Origin of the sequence: Rhodococcus sp. Q (assembly GCF_005503035.1) — a bacterium.
Lineage (GTDB): Bacteria > Actinomycetota > Actinomycetes > Mycobacteriales > Mycobacteriaceae > Rhodococcus_G.
The window spans coordinates 240,609-264,786 of the sequence record NZ_SCOY01000006.1 but is presented as its reverse complement, the minus strand read 5'-3'; the positions used below and the strand labels follow the sequence as shown (position 1 = coordinate 264,786).

Annotated in this window: 18 protein-coding genes; 13 read left to right on the top strand and 5 right to left on the bottom strand. The window is 68.9% G+C overall.

Annotation, left to right across the window (positions count from 1 at the left end):
* Positions 1–5: 5 nt before the first annotated feature.
* Entirely contained in the window at positions 6–1,115 is a 1,110-nt protein-coding gene (locus FFS72_RS09570; RefSeq protein WP_137873699.1) for an N-formylglutamate amidohydrolase, read from the bottom strand.
* A 45-nt stretch (positions 1,116–1,160) separates the two neighbouring features.
* On the opposite strand from FFS72_RS09570, the gene FFS72_RS09565 reads away from it, so the two are divergent.
* A complete protein-coding gene (locus tag FFS72_RS09565; protein WP_137873698.1) occupies positions 1,161–1,994 on the top strand; it encodes an alpha/beta hydrolase family protein in 834 nt (277 codons plus the stop codon).
* Between the two features lie 11 nt (positions 1,995–2,005).
* On the top strand, positions 2,006–4,324 hold the full coding sequence (locus FFS72_RS09560; RefSeq protein WP_137873697.1) for a serine/threonine-protein kinase: 2,319 nt from the start codon (positions 2,006–2,008) through the stop codon (positions 4,322–4,324).
* 12 nt (positions 4,325–4,336) lie between these two features.
* On the opposite strand, the gene FFS72_RS09555 is transcribed toward FFS72_RS09560, so the two are convergent.
* A complete protein-coding gene (locus FFS72_RS09555; RefSeq protein WP_137873696.1) occupies positions 4,337–6,406 on the bottom strand; it encodes a prolyl oligopeptidase family serine peptidase in 2,070 nt (689 codons plus the stop codon).
* Positions 6,407–6,541: 135 nt separating this feature from the next.
* Here FFS72_RS09555 and FFS72_RS09550 point away from each other — a divergent pair, with 135 nt between their 5' ends.
* Positions 6,542–6,925, top strand: a complete 384-nt coding sequence (locus FFS72_RS09550) for a hypothetical protein (RefSeq protein WP_137873695.1) — start codon at positions 6,542–6,544, stop codon at positions 6,923–6,925.
* A 56-nt stretch (positions 6,926–6,981) separates the two neighbouring features.
* Here the strand turns inward: FFS72_RS09550 and FFS72_RS09545 are convergent, their stop codons facing one another.
* Complete coding sequence (locus FFS72_RS09545) at positions 6,982–8,010, bottom strand: alpha/beta hydrolase (RefSeq protein ID WP_137873694.1); 1,029 nt, start codon at positions 8,008–8,010, stop codon at positions 6,982–6,984.
* A 420-nt stretch (positions 8,011–8,430) separates the two neighbouring features.
* Here FFS72_RS09545 and lpdA point away from each other — a divergent pair, with 420 nt between their 5' ends.
* The 9 genes from lpdA (at position 8,431) to atzF (ending at position 21,093) form a co-directional block, all read left to right on the top strand.
* Complete coding sequence (gene lpdA, locus FFS72_RS09540; RefSeq protein WP_050065526.1) at positions 8,431–9,834, top strand: dihydrolipoyl dehydrogenase; 1,404 nt, start codon at positions 8,431–8,433, stop codon at positions 9,832–9,834.
* 322 nt (positions 9,835–10,156) lie between these two features.
* A complete protein-coding gene (gene urtA / locus FFS72_RS09535) occupies positions 10,157–11,416 on the top strand; it encodes an urea ABC transporter substrate-binding protein (RefSeq protein ID WP_137873693.1) in 1,260 nt (419 codons plus the stop codon).
* Positions 11,417–11,467: 51 nt separating this feature from the next.
* Positions 11,468–12,352 carry an urea ABC transporter permease subunit UrtB gene (gene urtB, locus FFS72_RS09530; RefSeq protein ID WP_137873692.1) on the top strand — a complete coding sequence of 295 codons (885 nt, stop codon included), beginning with the start codon at positions 11,468–11,470 and terminating at the stop codon, positions 12,350–12,352.
* On the top strand, positions 12,349–13,458 hold the full coding sequence (gene urtC, locus FFS72_RS09525) for an urea ABC transporter permease subunit UrtC (protein ID WP_137873691.1): 1,110 nt from the start codon (positions 12,349–12,351) through the stop codon (positions 13,456–13,458). The genes urtB and urtC overlap by 4 nt, the downstream gene beginning before the upstream one ends.
* Positions 13,458–14,291, top strand: a complete 834-nt coding sequence (urtD, locus tag FFS72_RS09520; RefSeq protein WP_137873690.1) for an urea ABC transporter ATP-binding protein UrtD — start codon at positions 13,458–13,460, stop codon at positions 14,289–14,291. Before urtC ends, urtD begins: the two co-directional genes overlap by 1 nt.
* Positions 14,292–14,293: 2 nt before the next feature.
* Positions 14,294–14,986 carry an urea ABC transporter ATP-binding subunit UrtE gene (urtE, locus tag FFS72_RS09515; protein WP_137873732.1) on the top strand — a complete coding sequence of 231 codons (693 nt, stop codon included), beginning with the start codon at positions 14,294–14,296 and terminating at the stop codon, positions 14,984–14,986.
* A 2-nt stretch (positions 14,987–14,988) separates the two neighbouring features.
* On the top strand, positions 14,989–15,708 hold the full coding sequence (locus tag FFS72_RS09510; RefSeq protein WP_137873689.1) for a GntR family transcriptional regulator: 720 nt from the start codon (positions 14,989–14,991) through the stop codon (positions 15,706–15,708).
* Positions 15,709–15,769: 61 nt separating this feature from the next.
* Positions 15,770–19,378, top strand: coding sequence for an urea carboxylase (gene uca, locus FFS72_RS09505; protein ID WP_137873688.1), 3,609 nt, complete (start codon positions 15,770–15,772; stop codon positions 19,376–19,378).
* 2 nt (positions 19,379–19,380) lie between these two features.
* Entirely contained in the window at positions 19,381–21,093 is a 1,713-nt protein-coding gene (atzF, locus tag FFS72_RS09500; RefSeq protein ID WP_137873687.1) for an allophanate hydrolase, read from the top strand.
* Between the two features lie 51 nt (positions 21,094–21,144).
* Here the strand turns inward: atzF and FFS72_RS09495 are convergent, their stop codons facing one another.
* A complete protein-coding gene (locus FFS72_RS09495) occupies positions 21,145–21,546 on the bottom strand; it encodes a winged helix-turn-helix transcriptional regulator (protein WP_137873686.1) in 402 nt (133 codons plus the stop codon).
* 126 nt (positions 21,547–21,672) lie between these two features.
* Between FFS72_RS09495 and FFS72_RS09490 the strand changes: the two genes are divergently transcribed.
* The gene (locus FFS72_RS09490; RefSeq protein WP_137873685.1) at positions 21,673–22,527 is read left to right on the top strand and encodes an SDR family oxidoreductase; all 855 of its coding nucleotides are present in this window, start codon (positions 21,673–21,675) and stop codon (positions 22,525–22,527) included.
* Between the two features lie 76 nt (positions 22,528–22,603).
* On the opposite strand, the gene FFS72_RS09485 is transcribed toward FFS72_RS09490, so the two are convergent.
* Positions 22,604–24,088, bottom strand: coding sequence for an MFS transporter (locus FFS72_RS09485; RefSeq protein ID WP_137873684.1), 1,485 nt, complete (start codon positions 24,086–24,088; stop codon positions 22,604–22,606).
* Between the last annotated feature and the right edge of the window lie 90 nt (positions 24,089–24,178).

Sequence of the window (24,178 nt, the reverse complement as noted above, 5' to 3'; positions counted from 1 at the left end):
CCGGGTCAGCGGTCGCGGTAGGAGTCCCAGCCGGCCTTGCACGCCCGGGCGACCTCGTCGACGTGGTCGGGATCGGCGTTCGGCCATCCCACCCCGGGCTCGTGCAGTTCCGCGGTGAGGGTCGGTCCGAGCAGGAACTCGCGCCGGAACTCGGCCTGCACCGCAGCGAGTGAGACGCCCGCCGCAGCCGCCCGCGAGGCCAGTCCCGCGAAGCGTGCACCCGCCGAGATGATCTCCTGGCTGCCCAGGTACGGCTGGTTCAACGCCACCACCGCCGCGTCGTCGACCGCGAAACCGGCGCGATGCGCGTCCGCCAGCGCCCGGAGATCCGCCGGTGCCATCGTGACCGGGTTCTCCCCACGCGGATTGCCTTCGTGGTCACCGCGATTGGACAGGGCGACCACGGCGGGCAGCCGATCGGCCGGTGCGCGTTCGACGTTCACCGCACCGTCACGGGTCGTCGTGGTGTTCATGGTGTCGTGGAAGGACAGCGTGGTGAACTCCACCCGCCTGCCCCCTGCGCGAGCCTTCTCGAACGCGAGATCGACCATCCGGCCGATCAATTCGTCGCGAGTGCGCTCGTAGACCTCGAGGCCGCGCGCGGCCACGTCGGCGAAGGTGTCGGCGAGCCGACGGACTCCGTCTTCGCCGTCGGGTTCGCGGAGCAGGGGGAAGAACGAAAACGTCACCGGTCGAATCGCATCCACCCCGGTGAGGTCGACGCGCTGGTACGGGCCCGCCGCCCGGACCCGCGCGAACGCCTCCGTCAGGTCCGCGCACAGGTCGGTGGGCCTGGCGCGGTTGGGGTCCCGGACCATCCGGGGATGCGGATTCTCGACATACACGATCCGGGGGTCGATCTCCGCCCACCGCCTCACGATCGGGCCGGTGGAGCAGTCGGTGAAGTCGAATTGCAGCCGCCGGGTGAACTCGGGGGCGAGAAACGGTGCCAGTTCAGCGGGAATGAGCGCCCCCGAGTGGGGGCAGCTGACGAGCACATCGGCGCCGGCCAACGCCTCGTCGAGGCTGCGATTGTCGCGATCGGCATAGAAGATCAGATCGTCCGGCGTGAACTCGCTGCCTGCGGGCAGCAGCAACGGGTCTGAGAGTGCCATGTCCGAACACTATCGGGCGCGGTGTTCTGGAGAGAGTATTGAACTGTGGAGACGATTCCGATTCAGATGGCGGACGGGACCGTGGTGCCGGTCCGACTGTTCGAGGGCCGCGCCGCAGCGCCGGTCGTGGTGATCTTTCCGGGTCTCGGAGTGCCCGGGGGCTACTACGACCTGTTCGCGCAGGCGCTGGTCGAGCGCGGGTACAACGCCGCGATCGGGGAACTGCGCGGCCAGGGTGACAGCAGGCCTCGGCCGGGGCCGGACAGTGCCTACGGCTATCAGGAGCTGGCGTCGGTGGATTATCCGGCCGTCTTCGAGGTGGTTCGGGAACGGTTCGACGAGAGCACGCCGTACCTGCTCGGGCACAGCATGGGCGGTCAGATCGGCGTGATGTACGCGGCGCGCGTCCACGGTGCGCTCGGCGGGGTGATCCTGGTGGCGTCGGGATCGCCGTTCCACCGCGGGCACGGGGTCGTGCGGGGTGCGGGTCTGCTGGTCGGGTCCGCGGCGATGTCGGTGACCGCCAACGTCGCGGGGTTCTGGCCGGGCGACCGTCTCGACGTCGGTGGAGTCGGCAGACAGTCGAAGGTGCTGATCTCGGACTGGTCGCGGTTCGCGCGGACGGGCCTGATCGAACCGGCAGGAGCCGACATCGACTACGAGAAGGCGATCGGGGAGCTGACGCTGCCCGTGCTGTCGATCTCGATGCAGGCCGACGACCTCGCCCCCAAGTCGGCGATCCGGCACCTGGTGCGCAAGTTCCCGAAGGCGGAGGTAACGACCTGGCATCAGGACGAGCCGCTCGGCCACAACGGATGGATCCGCAACTGTGGGAGCACGGTGAACCGGGTCGTCGCGTGGCTGCGGGACCGGGAGTGACGTGAGGCCAGATGCCCCTGGAACCTGATCTGTATCCGGATCCCGATCGTCCCGATGACGCGACCGTCGCAGGCGGCCCGCCCACCGAGGTCGGTGCGGGCACGCTGCTCGGCCCCGGTGGCACCGGATCGGATGCGACGACCAGGTCGGGTGGTCCCAGTGTCGGTGTCGTCGTGGACACCGGGGTCGCGCGGCTGGTGGCCGAATGGGAAGCGAACAACCGGCCCCCGGCCGACCTGCGGGACTACCTGCCCGACACCGATGCGATCCGGCGTGCCGCGTTGATCGAACTGGTCATGGTCGACCTGGCGTACCGGTGGATTCGGGTGCGCAAGCCGAAACGGATCGCCGACTACTGCCTCGACTTCCCGGAACTGCTCGCCGGCCCGATTCCGCCCGAGCTGATCTACGAGGAGTACCGGGTCCGGCGGCTCAGCGGTGAGGAGGTCCGCGCCGACGACTACGTCGCCGAGTTCCCGGAGCAGGCGGAGCGCTTCGCGTGGCTGCTCGAGCACGATCCGCGGTCCGGTGACGCCGCTCCGTCCGCGCTGCCTGCCGGTGCGGAACTTCAGGTCGGGGAACGGCTCGACGACTTCGACCTCGTGGCCGAGCTCGGGCACGGAGCGTTCGCGCGGGTGTTCCTGGCCCGGCAGACCGCGATGCAGCGCTGGGTGGCGCTCAAGCTGTCCCGCAACGTCGGTGCGGAGCCGCAGACCCTCGCCCAGCTCGACCACCCGAACATCGTGCGGGTGTACGACCAGCGGGTCCTCGAGGATCGTCGGTTGCGGGCGCTGTTCATGGAGTTCGTGCCCGGTGGCACGCTGCTCGACGTCGTCCGGTCGGTGCGGGACACGCCACCCGAGCGGCGAACCGGGCAGCTGGTGCTGGACTCGATCGACCGGCAGTTGTCCCGCAAGGGCGTCACGGGTCCAGGGGAGTCCAGTGTGCGCGACGAGTTGGCGATGCTGTCGTGGCCGGAGACGGTCGCCTGGATCGGGCTCCGGCTCGCGGAGGCGCTCGAACACGCCCGTGAGCAGGGTGTCCTGCATCGCGACGTGAAGCCGGCCAACGTGCTGCTGACCGCCGACGGGATTCCGAAGCTCGCCGACTTCAACGTCAGTTCCGGCGACACCGTCGCGGTGCCGGGGTCGACGGGTGTGGTGGCCGGGTCGCTCGCGTACATGTCACCGGAACAGTTGGCCGTGTCGGCGGGCGGGACGGCGGGAGCCGCGGCGGACGCCCGGATCGACACCCGCAGCGACATCTACTCGCTCGGCGTGATGATGTGGGAGCTGCTGACCGGTGAGCGTCCGTTCCCGGACGACGAGAACCCTGCGGCGGCGCTCGAACGGCGCAGGGCCGGTGTCGCGGAGACGATCGCGGGGCGGCTGCCCGACGGGTGTCCGCCTGCGTTGCGCCGGGTGCTGCTGACCGCGCTGGAGCCGCAGCCGGACCGGCGCTGGTCGACCGGGCGCAAACTGGCCCGGCAGTTCGCGTTGTGTCTCGATCCCCGTGCCCGCGACCTCGTCGACCCGCGGCCCGGAAGCCGGCGGTCCGCGGCGGTGCGATGGACGCTGCCGATCATGATCGTGGCGATCGGCGTCCCCAACCTGCTGGCGACCGCCTACAACTACTACTACAACCGGGAGACGATCATCCGCAGCCTCGCACCGGTTGCGCAGGAGAGTCTCGACCAGGTGCATCTGGTGATCGGGCTGGTGGCGTTCCCACTGGCGGGGTTGCTGATCGTCTGGTGGTGCCGGTTGGCGATCACGGTGCCGAGGAAGGTTCAGTCGGGCGGGTCGACAGACGCGCAGACATTGGGGAGGGCCCGGCGGGCCACGCTGGGCCTGGGTCATCGGTCGGTGGTCGTAGCGTTCACGATGTGGCTGGTCGCCGGCCTCGTCTATCCGATCAGTCTGCAGATCGTGGCGGGCGGGATCCCCTCGGGCGCCTTCACTCACCTGATCGCGTCGCTCGCGGTGTGCGGGGCAGTGGCGGTCGCCTACCCGTACTTCATCCTCACGTTCTACGCGGTTCGCAGCCTGTACCCGGTCCTGTTGTCGCACGGGGAGATCCACAGCGACGACGGCCGCGACCTTCGCGTGCTCGGCGTGCTCAGCACCCGCTACCTCGCGGTGGCGGCGGCGGTACCGCTGGTGGGGGTCGCGGGGCTCAGCTTCGCGGGCGCGACCGGCGCCGGGCACGTCGAGGTGACGGTTCGTCTGCTGTGTCTGGGTGGCATCGTGGGATTCATCGCCGTGTACCAGTTGTTCCGCCGGATCGAAGCCGACCTGCGGGCGCTGCAACGCGTCGTGATGCTCGGCTGATCCACCCGCCGGTCAGCTGAGGGTGCGCCAGAGGAATTCGTACGCCAGCGCCGACTTGAACGCGAGTTGCGCGTTGTCGGCGGCGCCGCCGTGCCCGCCCTCGATGTTCTCGTAGTAGTGCACCTCGTGGCCCTGCTCCTCGAGGAGCGCGGCCATCTTGCGGGCGTGCCCGGGATGCACCCGGTCGTCGCGGGTGGAGGTGGTCATCAGGACCGGCGGGTACGCCCGGTCCGGGTCGACGTTCTGGTACGGCGAATACTTCGAGATGAACTCCCACTGTTCGGGGTCGTCGGGGTCGCCGTACTCCGCCATCCACGACGCACCCGCGAGCAGCAGGTGGTAGCGGCGCATGTCGAGCAGCGGCACCTGGCAGACGATGGCGCCGAACAGTTCCGGGTAGCGCGTCAACATGACGCCCATCAGTAACCCGCCGTTGCTGCCGCCCTGCGCGCCGAGCTGCGCGGCGGTGGTGATGCCGCGCGCAACGAGGTCGCCCGCGACCGCAGCGAAGTCCTCGAACGCCCGGTGCCTGCCCGCTTTCAGTGCCTGGGTGTGCCACTGCGGGCCGTACTCGCCGCCGCCGCGGATGTTCGCGACGACGTAGGTGCCGCCGCGTTCGAGCCAGCCCCGGCCCAGTCCGCCGCTGTACGCGGGGAGCATCGAGTTCTCGAAGCCGCCGTAGCCGTACAGCAGCGTCGGTCCCGGTGCCGCTGGAGCGGAGCCCGCGGAGCGACCCGTGTGGCCGTCGCGCCGCACCACGAAGTAGGGGACGGACGTGCCGTCGTCCGACGTCGCGAAGTGCTGCGAGACGGACAGTGCCGACGCGTCGAAGAACGACGGCGCCTGCTTGAGCGCTTCGACGGGTTCGCCGACGTAGCCGTGCAGGAGGGTGGACGGCGTGAGGTAGCCACTGGAGTTGAGGAAGAACTCGTCCGATGCGACCGCGTCGACGTCGATCACGTCCGTCGACGTCAGTTCGGAGACACCGTCGATCGCGGACTCGACCCAGCCGCCGGGGCCTGGAGTGAGCACACGCAATCGGGTCTGGACATCCGAAAGCGTCACCAGCAGAAGATGATTGCGGGTCCACACGTACTGTTCGAGCGACGTGTGCGCGTCCGGTGCGAACAGCACCGTCAGGTCGCGGGAGCCGCTGAGGAAGTCGTCGTAGCGGGCCGCGAGCAGTGCGCCGGCAGGATGCGTCGTGTCGCCGACGGTCCACGGCGACCGCGTCCGGATCAGCAACCACTCGCGGTGCGCGGAGACGCGGGCGTCGCCGGGGGCGTCGATCAGCGTCAACCCGCCGTCGCGGGTGATCTCGTACCTGACGGACGTGTAGAAGTCGACGGCGCGATCGGCGAAGGACCGCTCGAATCCGGGGGTGCGGTCGTACCAGACCGACGCCGCGACATCCGTGTGCTCGCCCTCGAAAACCGGTGTGGCGTCACTGAGGTCGGTGCCGCGCTCCCAACGTGCGGCGGTACGCGGATACCCGGAGTCGGTGAGCGATCCGGGTCCGGTGTCGGTGCCGACGTAGACGGTGTCGACGTCCACCCAGCCGATGTCCGACTTGGCCTCGGGGAGATAGAACCCACCGTCCTCGGGCGCGACGAATTCTCCTCGGGTGAGGTCGAACTCGCGGACCACGACGGCGTCGGCTCCGCCGCGGGACAGGCTGATCAGGGCGCGTGTCTGATCCGCGTCGTCCTCGGTGCGCAGAACCTGCGCGCTGGACCACACCCAGTTCTCGTCCTCGTCGCGGGCGACGGCGTCCATGTCGACCAGCAGTTCCCAGTCGGGGGAGTCGGTGCGGTACGAGTCCATCGTCGTCCGTCGCCACAGGCCGCGCACGTGCTCGGCGTCGCGCCAGAAGTTGTACAGGTAGGCGCCGCGACGGCGGACGTACGGGATGCGGGCGTCGGTGTCGAGGACCGCGCGGATGCGCTCGCGCAGGTCCGTGAACTCGGTGGACTCCGCGTACTCGGCGACGGTGCGGGCGTTGCGTGCGCGTACCCAGTCGAGGGCGGTGTCACCGGTGACGTCCTCGAGCCACAGGTACGGATCGTGTGCGTCGGTTGCCATGGCTCATTGATACCCGTGACGTACGGATCCGCGTGCAGGTGGGCACCCTGCGTGCCGAATGGAGCCGACCCGGGCCGGACGGACCGGTGTCCGCGAAGCGACGACGTCGGTGACGCAGGTGACAGACTGGCGACCATGCTGGGTTGGAACATCACCGTCATCAGGCCGAACGAGCCGGTCCTCGGGCCTGATGATCCGCGACTGGACGAACAACGTCAGGTTTCCTGGTCCTCGCACATCTCGCCGGACCTCGACGGTGACCGCGTCGCGTCCTGGACTGCGGGACTCGGTGGGCTCGACTGGATCGACCCTGTGGGCGGCGAGCCCGCACCATCGAAGCAGCTTCGCGGCGGTGGATACCCGAGCGTCTATGCGGTCCCCGCCGAGGTCCTCCTCGCCGGTGCGGATCGGCTGTCCGCACGACCCGGGCTCACGAACGACTCGGCCGTCGATCTGTCCGCTGTCGTCGCGATGCCGGCGGGCGAATGGATCGTCGTCGAAGCGTGGGATCAGTCGTGAGACGCCGTCGGCGTCCTCCGGCTCGAAGATGAGCGAGGAAGTCCCGGCAGCGGACGTCAGGCCCCGATCGACGCCGCCAGCATCGGCCACGACTCGTGCAGATCGTCCTGCCAATAGCCCCAGGAGTGGGTGCCGGCGGGACGGAAGTCGAAGGTCGCGGGGATCTGCAGTTCGTTCAGACGGGTCTGCAGGTGCATCGTGCACTGGTTGACGGCGGCTTCGATGAGGCCACCGACGATCACCTGATTGGCCAGCACGTTCGGCCTGCCGTCGATGCCGGGGGAGTCGAGGGTGTCGTGGTCGCCGGGCAGACCCGAGGACGCGGAGACGAACAGCTCGAGTCCCCGGAGGTTCTCTGCGTTGACGACGGGGTCGTTCGCGACCCAGCCGGGTCCGTCGAAGGGGCCCCACATGTTGGTGGCGTCGGCGTCGCCGCGGGATTCGACGACGGTGCGGACGTAGGCCTGACCGGCCTCGGTGGAGGTTTCGGCGCAGCCGCTGTACGCGCCGACGCTGCGGTAGAGGTCGGGTGCGGCGATCGCCAGGTTCAGCACGGACGTGCCCGCCATGGAGATGCCCGCGATGGAGTTGACGCCGGTCGTGCCGAAAGTGTCGTCGATGATCGGTGGGAGTTCCTGGGTGAGGAACGTCTGCCACTTGTTGCGCCCGAGTGCGGGGTCGTCCTTCTCCCAATCGGTGTAGTAGCTGAACGCGCCGCCGACCGGGGTGACGACGTTCACGTTCTTGTCCGCGAAGAAGTTCATGATGTCGGTGCGACGCTGCCAGGTCGCGGAGTCCTCGCCGCCCCCCGCGCCGTTGAGCAGGTACAGGGTGGGGCGGGGGGCGCTGGTGTCGGCGGGGGTGATGACCTCGGCGGGGATGACCCGGTCCATCGCAGCGGAGTACACGTTCGCCGTCACCAAGCGGTCACTGTCGTGTTCGACGCCCTGGAGGTGCGGGGAGTCGCCGGTCACGACGGCCGGAGCGGGGTCGGCCTGGGCGTACGCGGGGGCCGCCAGCAGGGGGAGCAAGGCGAGTGCTGCCGCGGCAGCACACACGCGGCGTGAGGAGGTCCGAACGCGCATCGATGACACCTTCCATCGTGGGGCGGCGGGCGCGCGCCGGTGCGAACCGACAAACCCCGGTCCTTTCCCTTTCTACCGAACTGTTGGGTCGGTCGCCATTGTCAATGGCGGCCGCAGGGTGTTTGACTGCATGGCGCACGCATCGGTTCTGCTGGGCGTTCAGGCACACCTGGGGAGCACGCCGACGTGGGGGCGTGATCGTGGACCCGGTCCTGACGGGCCCACGACCACGTCTTCGATTGTCGTCGCCCGCGCACCGGTCGGCCAGGTTCTCCGGGGTAATTACCTCGTTCGGATGACAGCGCCGCTGTCCATCCTTCGTTCGCACGACATCGAGCGAGTGTCGGCCGGGTTCGCTACCGGTCGGTAACCGGACCACCCGCGGGACATCGAAACCGTGCAGGACTAGGCTCGTAGCTCGTGACCTCACACTATGACGTCGTTGTCCTCGGTGCCGGTCCCGGTGGGTATGTCGCAGCCATCCGCGCGGCGCAGCTGGGCCTGAAAACCGCCATCATCGAAGAGAAGTACTGGGGCGGTGTCTGCCTCAACGTCGGCTGCATCCCCTCCAAGGCGCTGCTGCGGAACGCGGAACTCGCACACATCTTCACGAAGGAAGCCAAGACCTTCGGCATCTCGGGGGAGGCGTCGTTCGACTTCGGCGCCGCTTTCGATCGCAGCCGCCAGGTCGCGGACGGCCGTGTGAAGGGCGTCCACTTCCTGATGAAGAAGAACAAGATCACCGAGTACGACGGTCGCGGCACCTTCACCGGTCCGAAGACCATCGACGTGGCGCTCACCAAGGGCGGCTCCGAGTCGGTCACGTTCGACAACGTCATCATCGCCACCGGCAGCACCACCAAGCTGCTGCCCGGCACCTCGCTCAGCAAGAACGTCGTCACCTTCGAGGAGCAGATCCTCACCCGTGACCTCCCCGGCTCGATCCTCGTCGTCGGAGCGGGCGCGATCGGCATGGAGTTCGGCTACGTCCTCAAGAACTACGGCGTCGACGTCACGATCGTCGAGTTCCTCGACCGCGCGCTGCCGAACGAGGACGCCGACGTCTCCAAGGAGATCGCCAAGCAGTACAAGAAGCTCGGCATCACCATCAAGACCGGCGCTGCCGTCCAGACGATCGAGGACGACGGCACCAAGGTCACCGTCGCCATCAAGGACAACAAGTCCGGCACCGTCGACACGGTGGTCGTCGACAAGGTGCTGCAGTCCGTCGGCTTCGCCCCGAACGTCACCGGCTACGGCCTCGAGGCCGCAGGTGTCGCGCTCACCGACCGCGGCGCGATCGCCATCGACGAGCGGATGCGCACCAACGTGCCTGGCATCTACGCCATCGGTGACGTCACGGCGAAGCTCCAGCTCGCGCACGTCGCGGAGGCGCAGGGCGTCGTCGCCGCGGAGACCATCGGCGGCGCCGAGACCCTCGAGCTGGGCGACTACCGGATGATGCCGCGTGCGACGTTCTGTCAGCCGCAGGTCGCCAGCTTCGGTCTGACCGAGGAGCAGGCGAAGGCGGAGGGGTACGACGTCAAGGTCGCGACCTTCCCGTTCATGGCCAACGGCAAGGCGCACGGACTCGGCGACCCGACCGGCTTCGTGAAGCTGATCGCGGACAAGACCCACGGCGAGCTCATCGGCGGTCACCTGATCGGTCCCGACGTCTCCGAGCTGCTGCCGGAGCTGACCCTCGCGCAGAAGTGGGACCTCACGGTCAACGAACTGGCGCGCAACGTCCACACGCACCCGACGCTGTCGGAGGCGCTGCAGGAAGCCATCCACGGCCTCGCCGGCCACATGATCAACTTCTAGGCCGCTCCGCGGCCTGTGCGCGAGTTCGGTGGCTAGACCACCGAACTCGGCACTAGCACCGCAGGTTCCTTCGAAGGGCGCTCGACCATTACGGTCGGGCGCCCTTTTTCGTGTCCGCACACGGGTTCCGCGACCGCGTGAGTGCTTGTTCACGGCGACGCAACATACGAAATCAACTGGTGATCGAGAGTCATTCTGGTGCAACAACTTCCGTCTACTGTCTGCACTCGTTGCGAATACGACGCTGTATACGCGGCCCGGATACAGGCTTCACCAGCACGTCCGCCCCCCTCCTTGACGTTCTCGACCGAAAGGCCCGTACATGCGTCACATCTCGAAGCGCGCGCTCGCCGCGCCCGCTGCCGTCGCCGCCCTCGGCCTCGTACTGACCGGCTGCGGTAGCAAGGCATCCGACACCGCGTCCGGCGACACGGCCGCCGCGTCCTGTGTCGACACCTCCGGTGACTCGATCAAGGTCGGTTCGCTCAACTCCCTCTCCGGAACGATGGCGATCTCCGAGGTCACCGTCCGCGACTCCATCGCCCTCGCGGTCGAGGAGATCAACGCCGCAGGCGGTGTCCTCGGTAAGCAGATCCAGCTGGTCGGAGAGGACGGCGCCTCCGAACCGACCGTCTTCGCGGAGAAGGCCGAGAAGCTCATCAGCAGCGACTGCGTCGCGGCCGTGTTCGGCGGCTGGACGTCGTCGTCCCGCAAGGCCATGCTGCCCGTGTTCGAGGACCGCAACTCGCTGCTGTACTACCCGGTCCAGTACGAGGGGCTCGAGGACTCGCCGAACATCTTCTACACCGGCGCCACCACGAACCAGCAGATCATCCCGGCGCTCGACTACCTCAAGGAGAAGGGCGTCAAGTCCCTCTACCTCGTCGGAAGCGACTACGTCTTCCCGCAGACCGCGAACCGGATCATCAAGGCGTACGCCGCGGCCAACGGCATCGAGGTCAAGGGCGAGGACTACACCCCGCTCGGCTCCACCGACTTCTCGACCATCGTCAACAAGGTCCGCACCGCCGACGCCGACGCCGTGTTCAACACCCTCAACGGTGACTCCAACGTCGCGTTCTTCCGCGAGTACAAGAACGTCGGCCTGACCCCGCAGGACATGCCGGTCGTCTCGGTCTCCATCGCGGAGGAGGAGGTCGGCGGCATCGGTGTCCAGAACATCGAGGGTCAGCTGACCGCGTGGAACTACTACCAGACCATCGACACCCCGGTGAACAAGACGTTCGTCGACGCGTACAAGGCCAAGTTCGGGCAGAACAAGCCGACGTCCGATCCGATGGAGGCCGCGTACACGTCGGTCTACCTGTGGAAGAACACGGTCGAGAAGGCCAACTCCTTCGCGGTCGCCGACATCCAGGCCAACGCGGACGGCGTCACGTTCGACGCGCCCGAGGGCCTGGTCACCATCGACGGCGACAACCACCACATCACCAAGACCGCACGCATCGGTGAAATCCGCAGCGACGGACTGATCTACACGGTGTGGGATTCCGGCCAGCCGATCGAGCCGGACCCGTACCTCGAGACCTACCCGTGGGCCGAGGGCCTGAGCAAGCAGTAGCAGCAGCCTGAATACGACGAAGCCGACCAGTAGAGAGGCAGTGCATCTTTCATGGATGTCGTGATCGGACAGCTCTTCACCGGATTGAGCATCGGCTCCATCCTGTTGCTCGCCGCGTTGGGGTTGTCCCTGACGTTCGGTCAGATGGGCGTGATCAACATGGCCCACGGCGAGTTCATCATGGCCGGTAGCTACACGGCCTACGTGGTGCAGCAGGTGATCTCGAGCGCCACGGGATCACTGTTCGTCTCGCTGGTGGTCGGCTTCGTCGTCGGCGGACTGATGGGTGTCCTCCTGGAGACCCTCCTGGTCAAGCGGATGTACCACCGTCCGCTCGACACGCTGCTGGTGACGTTCGGTGTCGGACTGATCCTGCAGCAGCTCGCCCGGGACATCTTCGGCGCGCCGGCGGTCAACGTCGTTGCCCCGTCCTGGCTCTCGGGTGGCGTCGAGATCTTCGGCGCGGTGGTCCCCAAGACCCGCATCTTCATCATGGTGCTGGCCGTGGTCGCGGTGGTCGTACTGGCAACGGCCCTCAAGCGTTCCTCGATGGGGCGGCGGATCCGCGCGGTCGTGCAGAACCGCGACCTCGCGGAGACCAGCGGAATCTCCTCCCGTCGAACCGATGTCACCACCTTCTTCATCGGATCCGGCCTGGCAGGCGTCGCCGGTGTCGCGCTGACGCTGATCGGCTCGACCAGCCCGACGATCGGACAGAGCTACCTGATCGACGCGTTCCTGGTGGTCGTGGTCGGCGGGCTCGGTCAGATGAAGGGCGCCGTGATCGCCGCGTTCGCCCTCGGCATCCTGAATTCCTTCATCGAGTACTCGACCACCGCGTCGATCGCGAAGGTGATCGTGTTCGTGATCATCGTGGTCTTCCTGCAGATCCGGCCCCAGGGTCTGTTCGCCGTCAAGACGAGGAGCCTCGTGTGAACGTCCTGACACATCCCAAGGTTCGCGTGTGGGGCGGGTTCGCCCTCGCCGCTGTCATCCTGTTCGGAGTGGCACCCGCGGTGCTGTCCGACTTCCGGCTCGGCCTGCTCGGCAAGTTCCTGTGCTTCGCGCTCGTCGCGGTCGGTATCGGATTGGCCTGGGGGCGAGGAGGAATGCTCACCCTCGGTCAGGGTGTGTTCTTCGGCATCGGTGCGTACGCGATGGCGATGCACCTCAAGATCGCCGACGCCGAACTTCGCGGCGACGACGTCCCCGACTTCATGCAGATCGCCGGTATCAGCGAGCTGCCCGGCTACTGGCAGCCGTTCGCCTCGCCGGTCGTCGCGATCATCGCGGTCCTGACGCTCCCCGCGCTGGTGGCGTTCCTGCTCGGACTCGGCGTGTTCAAGCGCCGGGTCAAGGGCGCGTACTTCGCGATCCTCTCGCAGGCGCTCGCGGCGGCCTTCGCGATCCTGCTCGTCGGTCAGCAGACCATCGGTGGCAGCAACGGGCTCAACAGGTTCCGCACGTTCTTCGGCTTCAACCTCGCCGACCCCGCGAACAAGCGGATGCTGTTCTTCATCGCCGCGGCCGTGCTGCTGCTGGCGGTCGCAGGCATCCGGCAGCTCATGAACTCCCGCTACGGCGAGCTCCTGGTCGCCGTGCGGGACCAGGAGGAGAGGGTCCGGTTCCTCGGCTACGACCCCGCCAACATCAAACTCGTCGCGTACGTCGTCGCCGCCTTCCTCGCCGGTATTGCCGGGGCGCTGTTCGTCCCCATCGTCGGCATCATCTCCCCGGCGGACGTGGGAATCGTTCCGTCCCTTGCCTTCCTGATCGGCGTCGCGATCGGCGGCCGGGCGACGCTCCTCGGGCCGGTGCTCGGCGCGATCGGCGTCGCGTGGGCACAGTCCGCATTCTCCGAGTCCTTCCCGTCCGGCTGGATCTATGCCCAGGGCCTGCTGTTCATCGTCGTGGTCGGCTTCTTCCCGGCAGGCGTCGCCGGACTCGTGGCACTGCTGCGACGGCGCCGCACGAACAGCCCCGAATCCGAGCCCGACGCACCCGCGCAGGCCGAGGTGCCCGAACCCGTGAAGGTGTCCTGATGTCCGGATCAGTCGAAGCAGTGAAAGCGCCCGAGATGGGCGGCAACGCCGGCATGTCGAGCGACTACCTGGAGGTGCGCGGGCTCTCCGTCAGCTTCGACGGCTTCAAGGCCGTCGACAACGTGGACCTGACGCTCCTGCAGGGCGACCTGCGGTTCCTCATCGGCCCCAACGGCGCGGGCAAGACCACGCTCGTCGACGCGATCACGGGACTCGTGCCCGCCACCGGTTCGGCCACCAAGTCCGGTGTCGAACTGATCGGCAAGAAGGTCCACCACATCGCCCGCCTCGGGGTCGGCCGCACCTTCCAGACCGCGAGCGTCTTCGAGGACCTGTCGGTCCTGCAGAACCTCGACATCGCCGCGGGCGCAGGCCGTTCGGCGCTGACGCTGTTGCGACGCCGCAAGGACGTGCTGCCGCAGATCGAGGAGGCCCTCGACACCATCGGCCTCACCCGCCAGCGCGACACCCCCGCGGGCATCCTGGCCCACGGCCAGAAGCAGTGGCTCGAGATCGGCATGCTGCTCGTGCAGAACGCCGACGTGCTGCTCCTCGACGAGCCCGTCGCGGGCATGAGTCTCGAGGAACGCGAGGAGACCGGAAACCTGCTGCGCCGCATCGGAGGTGAACGAACCGTCGTCGTCGTCGAGCACGACATGGACTTCATGCGCGCGTTCGCCACGTCGGTGACGGTGCTCGCCGCGGGGAAGGTGCTCTCCGAGGGCACCGTCGCGCAGGTGCAGGCCGATCCGAAGGTCCAGGCCGTCTACCTCGGCACCGGACACGTGGACGGCACAGCCGTCGCGAGTGCACACGATGCGAAGGAGGCATGACGATGCTCGAACTGGTCGACATTCACGCCGGCTACGGCCGAACGGAGGTCGTGCACGGGGTTTCGCTGACGGTGCCGGAGGGCGGCGTCGCCGCGGTGATGGGACACAACGGCGCGGGCAAGACGACGTTGCTGCGCGCCGCGGTGGGACTGATCAAGATCTCGTCGGGCACGATCCGGCTCGGCGGCGAGGACATCACCGGACTCCGGCCGAGCGCCCGCGTCGCTCGCGGTCTGGCGTACGTCCCGCAGGGACAGCAGTCGTTCGGCCAGCTGACAACGGCGGAGAACCTGCAGGTCGTCGCGGACGGGCGCAAGCGCGGGAAGGTGCTGATCGCGGAGGCCCTCGACCTGTTCCCGGCACTGAAGGACCTGCTCGACCGCCGTGCCGGGCTGCTGTCCGGCGGCCAGCGCCAGCAGCTGGCCATAGCCCGTGCCCTGATCACCGAGCCGAAGGTGCTGATCCTCGACGAACCGACCGAGGGCATCCAGCCGAACGTCGTCGCCGAGATCGAACGCACCGTCATCGATCTCACCCGCCGGGGCGACCTGAGCGTCCTGCTCGTCGAGCAGCACATCGGCTTCGCACTGCAGGCCGCGCAGAACTACAGCGTCCTCGCCGCCGGCCACGTCACGTCCACCGGAACCGGTGGCGCCGACTCCGCCGACGCCGTCCGCGCAGCGATGGCCATTTGACGATGACCACCAAGGATGACGTGGTCGCCGTGCGTACCGCCAGAGGTTCGCTGCGCGAGCAGGTGTACCTGCAACTGCGGGGCGATCTGATGAGCGGACGAATCGGCCCCGGCAACCGGCTCGGCGAGGAACGACTCGCCGAACTGTACGGCGTGTCCCGGACCCCGGTGCGGGAGGCGTTGGCGCGGCTGCAGGCCGACGGACTCGTCGAACGGGACGACAACGGACTCTTCCCCTACCGGCCGCGACTCGAGGAACTCGCCGACCTCTACGAGGTGCGAATCACGTTGGAGATGCGCGGCATCCTGCGGATCCTGCAGGGCAGTGGGGAACTCCACGCCCCCGAGGTCCTCGGTCCCGAGCTGCAGCGGTGGTACGGGTTCCGCGGCGAGATGCCCGACCCGGACGCCGGTTTCGTCGTCCTCGACGAGCAGTTCCACACCACGCTGCTCGCGTCGTCCGGCAACCGCGCGCTCGTCGACGCCCTCACGAACGTCAACGCGAAGGTGCGCCCGGTGCGGATGTTCGACTACCTCACCCCCGACCGGATGCGCGCGACCGTCGAGGAGCACATCGCGGTCGCCGAACTCGTCCTCGACGGACACCTCCAGCGTGCCCACGACGCACTTCTCGCGCACATCGACGAATCCCGGGCGGTCGTGATCGAACGCGCCCAGCAGGCCCTGGCGATGGCGCGGATGGCCAACGCCGTCCGGGACTGACACCCGGTCGCTCCGTCGGCTCTGCTCCCAGCCCACGCATCACACACCGAAAGGCCGTGACATGACCGCCCTCTCGTTCGACACCCTGCTCGTTGCCAATCGAGGTGAGATCGCCTGCCGGATCATGCGTTCCGCCCACATCCTCGGCCTCAAGACGGTGGCGGTGTACTCGGATGCGGACGCGGCGGCGGCGCACGTCGAGCTGGCGGACGTCGCGATCCGGCTCGGGCCCGCGCCCGCCCAGGAGTCGTACCTGCGTGCCGACGCGGTGATCGAGGCGGCGCTCGCGTCCGGCGCGGGGGCAATCCACCCGGGGTACGGATTCCTGTCGGAGAACGACGCGTTCGCGTCCGCTGCCGAGGCGGCCGGGATCGCGTTCGTCGGTCCGACCCCGGATCAGCTGCGGGTGTTCGGGAACAAGCATTCGGCCCGGGAGGCGGCCCGCGCGGTCGGGGTGCCCCTCGTCGCGGGCAGCGGGATGCTCGAGAGCGTCGAGGCGGCGCTCGTCGCGGCCGACGAGGTCGGCTACCCGGTGATGCTCAAGGCGGTCGGCGGTGGCGGTGGGATCGGCATGCAGGCCTGCTTCGACGCGGTGGAGTTGCGCGGCGCCTACGACCGCGTGCAGCGGCTCGCGGCAGCGAACTTCTCGTCGTCGGGGGTGTTCCTCGAACGGTTCGTCGCGCACGCCCGGCACGTGGAGGTGCAGGTGTTCGGTGACGGCGCCGGCCGCACCCTCAGCCTCGGCACCCGCGATTGCTCGCTGCAACGCCGGAACCAGAAGGTCGTCGAGGAGGCCCCCGCCTTCGGGCTGTCGGATTCCGTTGTCGAGCAGTTGCTCTCGTCGTCGCGGGCGCTGGCGTCATCGGTGGACTACCGATCGGCGGGCACCGTCGAGTTCGTCTACGACGTGGACCGCGGCGAGGCGTCGTTCCTGGAGATGAACACGCGACTGCAGGTCGAGCATCCGGTCACCGAGGAGATCACGGGCGTCGACCTGGTCGCGTGGATGCTGCGTCTGGCGGGCGGGGACCGGACGATGCTCGACGCGCTGCCCGACAGCGGCCCCGAGATCACCGGCCACGCCGTCGAGGCCCGCGTCTATGCGGAGGACCCGGGACGGGACTACCGCCCGTCCGCGGGTCTGCTGACCAGTGTCGAGTTCCCCGCGCACACCCGCGTGGAGTCGTGGGTGGACACCGGAACCGAGGTCAGTGAGCACTACGACCCGATGATCGCGAAGATCGTCACCTCGGGCGCGACCCGTGCGGGGGCGTTCGCGGCGCTCGGCGCGGCGCTCGACGAGACCGCCGTCTACGGCATCGCCACGAACCTTCCTCAGCTGCGCGCGATCGCGGCGCTTCCGGTGGTGCTCGACGGAGGGCAGACCACCGGGACCCTTGCCGACCTCGTGGTCGGGGGAGCGCGGGTGGACGTGCTGCGCGCCGGGACGATGACGACCCTGCAGGATCACCCCGGTCGGCTCGGGTACTGGGAAGTGGGGATCCCGCCGTCGGGCCCGATGGACGACCTGTCCTTCACCCTCGTCAACGCGGCCGTCGGCAACCCGACCGACGCGGTCGGGCTCGAATGCACCCTGCAGGGACCGCAACTGGAGTTCGCCGAGGCCACCGTGGTCTGCGTTGGCGGGGCGCCCGCGCCGGTGACGCTGAACGGGATCTCGGTGCCGATGTGGGAGCCGGTCGAGGTGCCCGCGGGCGGCGTCCTCGACGTCGGGAGCCCGGCCGGGGAGGGACTGCGCACCTACGTCGCCGTCCGCGGCGGCATCGACGCGCCCCGCTACCTGGGCAGCGCGTCCACCTTCACGCTCGGCGGGTTCGGCGGCGTCACCGGTCGTGCCGTCGCCACCGGCGACGTACTGACCCGCGCCGTCGTCGACGGTCTCGATGAGCCGACGGTCGTTGCGGTGCAGGATCGCCCGGTGTTCGCGCACACCTGGCACCTCGCCGTCGGCGAGGGACCGCAGCCGGCGCCCTCGTACTTCACCGACTCCGACATGGCGCAGTTCTACGACACCACCTGGACCGCGGCCGCCCACGCCAACCGGACCGGCATCCGTCTCGACGGCCCGAAGCCGACGTGGTCGCGGAGCGACGGCGGCGAGGCCGGCCTGCACCCGTCCAACCTGCACGACAACCCGTACAGCGTCGGTGCCCTGAACGTCTCCGGTGACACCCCGATCCTGCTCGGCCCCGACGGCCCGAGCCTCGGCGGGTTCGCGTGCCCCCTGACCGTCACCAGCGCCCACCGGTGGAAGCTCGGCCAGATCCGGCCCGGTGACCAGGTGCGGTTCGTGCCCGTCACCGACGCGGGCGCCGACCTGCTGCGCGAGTCGAATTCGGTTCGTGCGGCACTCCTTCCGCCTTCGGCGGCCCACGCCACGACGTCCGACGGCGGCGTGCTCGCCCGGCGCGAGGAGATCCTCGGTCGCCCGGCCGTGGTCTACCTGCGCGGCGGCGACGACAACCTGCTCGTCGAGTACGGCGAGATGGAACTCGACCTCGGGCTGCGGATGCGGGTGCACGCCCTGTCGGTGGCCCTCGCCGAGCGCGCGCTGCCCGGCCTGATCGACGTCACCCCGGGTGTGCGGTCCCTGCACCTGCACGTCGACCCCGCAGTGCTGCCGCTGCGGGCGCTGCTCGACGTCCTGCAGGACATCGAGGACCTCCTGCCCGCGACCGGTGACCTCGTGGTGCCGAGCCGCACGATCCGACTGCCACTGTCGTTCGACGACCCGTCGATAGCCGAGGCCATCGACCGTTACCGCGCAGGAGTCCGGGACACCGCGCCGTGGCTGCCGTCGAACACCGAGTTCATCCGCCGCATCAACGGACTCGACTCCGTCGACCAGGTGCGCGACGCGGTCTTCGACGCCGAGTACCTCGTGCTCGGACTCGGTGACGTGTACCTCGGTGCACCCCTTGCGGTTCCGCTCGACCCGAGGCACCGGCTGGTCACCACGAAGTACAACCCGGCCCGCACGTGGACGCCGTCCGACGCGGTCGGCATCGGCGGGAAGTACCTGTGCGTCTACGGAATGGAGTCGCCCGGCGGCTACCAGCTGATCGGCCGAACGGTCCCGATCTGGTCCGGCTACCGCCAGCAGGGCCCGTTCGAGGACGGCAAGCCGTGGCTGTTCCGATTCTTCGACCGCATCGTGTGGGAGCCCGTCACCCCCGACCAGCTCACCGAGTTCCGAGCCGAGGCGAAGGCGGGCAGGTTCAACGCCGAGATCACCGAAGGCACCTTCGCGCTCGCCGATCACCTGCGTTTCCTGGAGGACAACGCCGAGTCGATCGCCGAGTTCAACACCCGGCAGGGTGCCGCGTTCGAGGCGGAGAAGGAGGCATGGCGCGCCGCGGGCGAATTCGATCGCGTCGAGGTCGCACCCGAACCGGAACCGGACACCGCCGAACTGGTGCTTCCGCCGGGTGCGACGGTCGTCGAGGCGCCGATGGTCGGGACGGTGTGGCGGGTCGCCGTCGAACCGGGTGACGTCGTCGAGCCCGGGAACGACGCCGTGGTGCTCGAGGCGATGAAGCTGGAGATGTCGGTACCGTTCACCAGTGCGGGAACGGTGCTCGAGGTGCTCGTCGAACCGGGTGCAAAGGTGCAGCCCGGTACCCCGCTCGTGGTGATGGGAGTCGCGTGATCATGAATGCAGTCAGCAGCGTCGCTGAACTGGACGGGGCCCCGACGCCCACCGATCGGGTCGTGCGGGCGTTCCGGCGCCTCGCCGAGGTCGACCGGCCAGAGGTGTGGATCCTGCTCCGCAGCGAAACCGACGTCCTCGCCGACGCGCGCGCCGTCGAGGAGCGGCTCGCCGCCGGAGCGGACCTGCCGCTCGCGGGACTGCTCGTCGCGGTCAAGGACAACGTCGACGTCGCGGGCATGCCCACGACCGCCGCGTGTCCCGAGTACGCGTACCAGGCCACCGAGACGGCGAGCGGCGTCGAGCGGTTGCTCGCACAGGGCGCGATCGTGCTGGGCAAGACCAACCTCGACCAGTTCGCGACCGGCCTGGTCGGTACCCGCAGTCCGTACGGCGCGGTGCGCGGTTCCTGGGATCCCGAACGGGTGTCGGGCGGTTCGAGTTCCGGCTCGGCGGTCGCGGTCGCGCTCGGCGTCGCCGACATCGGCATCGGAACCGACACCGCGGGATCGGGCCGGGTGCCCGCCGCGTTCGCCGGACTGGTCGGCCTCAAGCTGTCGCTCGGCGTGATCCCCACTCACGGCGTTGTCCCCGCATGCATCGACTACGACTGCCTGACGGTGTTCGCCGCCGACCTGGACGGTGCCGTCGCCGCGGCGCGCGTCATGACCGGTCCCGACACCCGCGACCCCCGCAGTCGGGTGTGGCCCGCGGACGTCCGGCTCGCCGCCCCGGCCGCTCCGGTGGTCGCGGTGCCGCGCGCCGAGGACCTGGCGCCTCTGAGCCCCGAATACCGGGCCGCGTTCGACGTCACCGTCTCGGCTCTCGAGGCGACCGGCGTCGCGACGCGGACCGTCGACATCTCCGGCCTGCTCGACGCGGCCACGCTGCTGTACGACGGTGCCGTCGTCGCGCAGCGGTACGCCGCGGTCGGGCAGTTCCTCGAAAGTTCGCCCGCCGGAGCCGATCCCACCGTCGCGGCGATCGTCGCGGGAGCGAAGGCTCCTGCCGCGCACGAACTCGTCACCGACCTGGACGCGCTGCACCGCGCGAAGGTCGCCGCCGCGGCCACCCTCGCGGGCTGCGACGCGCTGCTGCTGCCGACGACGACGGAGCATCCGACCATCGCCGCCGTGCAGGCCGACCCGATCGGGATCAACCGGCGGATGGGCACGTACACGAACTTCTGCAACCTGCTCGACATGGCCGCGGTCGCGGTTCCCGGTGCGGCGACCGCGGACGGGCATCCGTTCGGCGTCATGTTCGTGGTCCCCGCCTTCGAGGACCAGGTGGCGGTCGATCTCGGCGCCCGGCTCGCAGGGGCGCCTGCACCTGCGCTCGTCGACGGGGGAGTGGAGCTGGCCGTGTTCGGCGCGCATCTGCGTGGGCAGCCGCTGCACTTCCAGCTCGAGGACATCGGTGCCAGGTTCACCGGCACCGTCACCACCACGGACGCCTACCGGCTGTACGCGCTGGACACCGTCCCGCCGAAGCCCGGCCTGGTGCGGCGCGGCCCGGGGCGCGGCGCACCGATCCGCGGCGAGGTGTTCCGAGTGCCCGCCGCGGGCCTCGGCACCTTCCTCGGGGCGCTGCCCGCTCCGATGGCGCTGACGAGCGTCGAGCTGTCGGACGGCCGCAGCGTCGTCGGGTTCAGCTGCACCCACGACGCCGTCGAGGGTGCCACCGACATCACCGAGCGCGGCGGCTGGCTCTGAGCGGCTCCATCGCCGGTGAGTCCTTGTGGTCCGCACGCGGGCCACAAGGACTCACCGGCGTTTGGCGTCGTACGCTGCCTGGTCGGCGAGGATGTCGGGCATCTGGGCCTCGACGAGATCGATCAGGGACTGCAACTGTGCCGCGACCTGCACTCCTCTCGCGGTGAGGGTGTACTCCACCCTCGGTGGGATCGTCTCCTGGACGTCGCGGTGCACGAAGCCGTCACGTTCGAGCTGCTGAAGTGTCTGCGAGAGCATCCGTTCGCTGACCCCGTCGACCCGGCGGCGAAGCGCGCTGAAGCGATAGGGGCCCTCACTCAGCGCGACCAGCGCGAGCGTTCCCCAACGCCCGGTGACCGTGTGGATCACCTCGCGAGACGGACAGGCTCGCTCGAACACGTCGGCCGCGAAGTCGAGGCCGGGTTCGGATGCGGGCAGGTCGGGGACGCTCATGACGCCAGGTTACTACCGGCAATACGGGTAGCGCTAACTCTGGATATTGCACTTACGAAAAATAAGTGCATGATGGATAGTGCGACGCCTTGAAGCGTCAACCGTCTCTTGGAGGAGCATCCCGTCATGACCATCGCCGTCACCGGAGCAACCGGACACCTCGGCCGTCTCGCCGTCGACGCACTGCTGGCGCGTGGCGCACAACCCGGCGACCTCGTCGCCGTCGTCCGCGACGCCGGGAAGGCCGCCGACCTCGCGGACAAGGGCGTCCAGGTCCGCGTGGCCGACTACACCGACCCCGCCGCCCTCGAATCTGCCCTCGCCGGCGTCGACAAGCTGCTCCTGATCTCCGGCAGCGAGGTGGGACAGCGCCTGTCTCAGCACACCAACGTCGTCAACGCGGCGAAGGCCGCCGGGGTCGGGTTCGTCGCCTACACCTCGGTGCTCGACGCGGCGAACAGTCCGCTGTCCCTGGCTCCCGAACACAAGGCCACCGAGGAGCTCCTCGCGGAGTCCGACATCGACCACGCGCTGCTGCGCAACGGCTGGTACTGGGAGAACTACACGCAGGATCTCGCCGGGACCGCGGAGCGCGGGGTCCTCGCCGGGGCGGGCGGCGACGGACGGGTCGCAGGCGCGGCCCGCGTCGACTACGCCGATGCCGCCGCGGTCGTGCTGCTGTCCGACGGGCAGGAAGGCAAGGTGTACGAGCTCGGCGGCGACGAGCGTCTCACCCTCGCCGAACTGGCCGCGAAGATGTCCGAGGCCACCGGCAAGGACGTTGCGTACCAGGATCTTCCGGTCGAGCAGTTCCAGGCCGTACTCGAAGGCGCGGGTCTTCCCGCGTTCTTCGCGGGCATGCTCGCCAGTGCCGATGCAGGAATCCAGGTGGGCGCGCTCGACACCGAGAGCGGCGACCTGCAGCGTCTGATCGGTCGCAGTTCCACCCAGGTCGTGGACGTCCTGCGCGCCGCCCTGTAGCCACTCCTCGGTGGAGTGGCGGCGGGGCGCCGGGACGAATTGTCCAGGTGCCCCGCCGCTTTCGATCAGAGCTGGTTCAGTGCACCCCGACCGCACCCTCCGTGGGCAGTTCGTCCTTCGTGACCCGCACCAATGCGACCACCAGCGGGCAGACGATCACGAGGAACACCGCCGCCCACCCGAACACGTGCGCGTAACCCGACACCTCGAAAGAGAACGGATGCGCGGCAGGGTTGCTCGCAGAAGCCGACGACTTCGCCGACACGTAGATCGTTGTGAACAGTGCAGTCCCGAGCGCGCCACCGATCTGCATGGTGGCGTTGACGAGGGCGCTCGCGGCGCCCGCGTCGTGGTCCCGCACGCCGACAAGGGCGATGTTCTGCATCGGCGCGATCATCAGGCCGATACCGAAACCGAGCACGAGCAGTGCGGGCAACACAACGGTCCAGTAGGAGCTGTCGACGTCGATCCGCGTCAGCATCAGCACCAGACCCGCCGCGGCGACGAGCGGACCGACGGCCATCGGCAGCTTCGGGCCGATGCGGGTGCTCGCCTGCGCCGCGACACCGGCGGCGACGGTGATCGCGACCGTCAGCGGAAGCGACGCGACACCGGAGACGAACGGGCTCATGCCGAGCACGATCTGCAGGTAGAACGTCAGGTACAGGGTGCCGCCGATCAGCACCGAGCCGATCACGACGGACCCGATCAGGGCAGGCGCACGATTGCGGTCCCACGGAATGTACAGCGGCAGAAGTGGATGCGACGAGCGCTTCTCCACCACCGCGAACGCCGCCAACGCCAGCAGGCCTGCGGCCACGAAGCCGATCGTCTGTGCCGAGTCCCAGCCGTGCTTCTCGGCCTGCGTGAACCCGTACACGAGCCCACCGAGTCCGACGGCGACGAGAACCGTTCCCGGAACGTCGTAGCGAACGTCACCGTGTGCCTTGGTTTCCCGCACGTTCGGAGCGGTGACGGCGAGCGCGAACAGCGCGATCGGGACGTTCACCAGCAGGCACCAACGCCAGTCGACGTACTGGGTGAGCAGGCCGCCGAGCAGCAGGCCGACGGCGGCGCCGCCACCCGAGATGGCGCCGTACACCGCGAACGCCTTGGCCCGCTCGCGGCCCTCGGTGAACGTCGTCGTCAGAATCGCCAGTGCGGCGGGCGCGAGCAGGGCAGCGAACACGCCCTGGCCTGCCCGCGCGGCGAACAACTGCAGACCCGTCTGGGCGACACCGCCGATCGCCGACGCGAGTGCGAAGCCGATCATGCCGACCATGAAGGAGCGCTTGCGGCCCCAGAAGTCCGCGATGCGTCCACCGAGAAGCAGCAGCGCACCGAACGCCAGCGCGTACGCGGTGACGGCCCAGTGCCGGTCGCCGTCACTGATCCCGAGATCGAGCTGGGCCTGCGGGAGGGCGATCGAGACGATGGTGGCGTCGAGCACGACCGTCAACTGTGCGAGCCCGACGATGCACAGCACCAACCAGCGGCGGGCATGGTTGGGATTGTCGTTCGGAGAAGTCGGGTGTGAGGTGTCCTGGACCTCAACGGACATAGCGGGATTTCCTGCCGATTGGGGGCACGGACGAGTGTCGCGGCCGAAAGTAGCCAGGCTAGCTGGCTGGACGCCACATCCGTGAGCTGC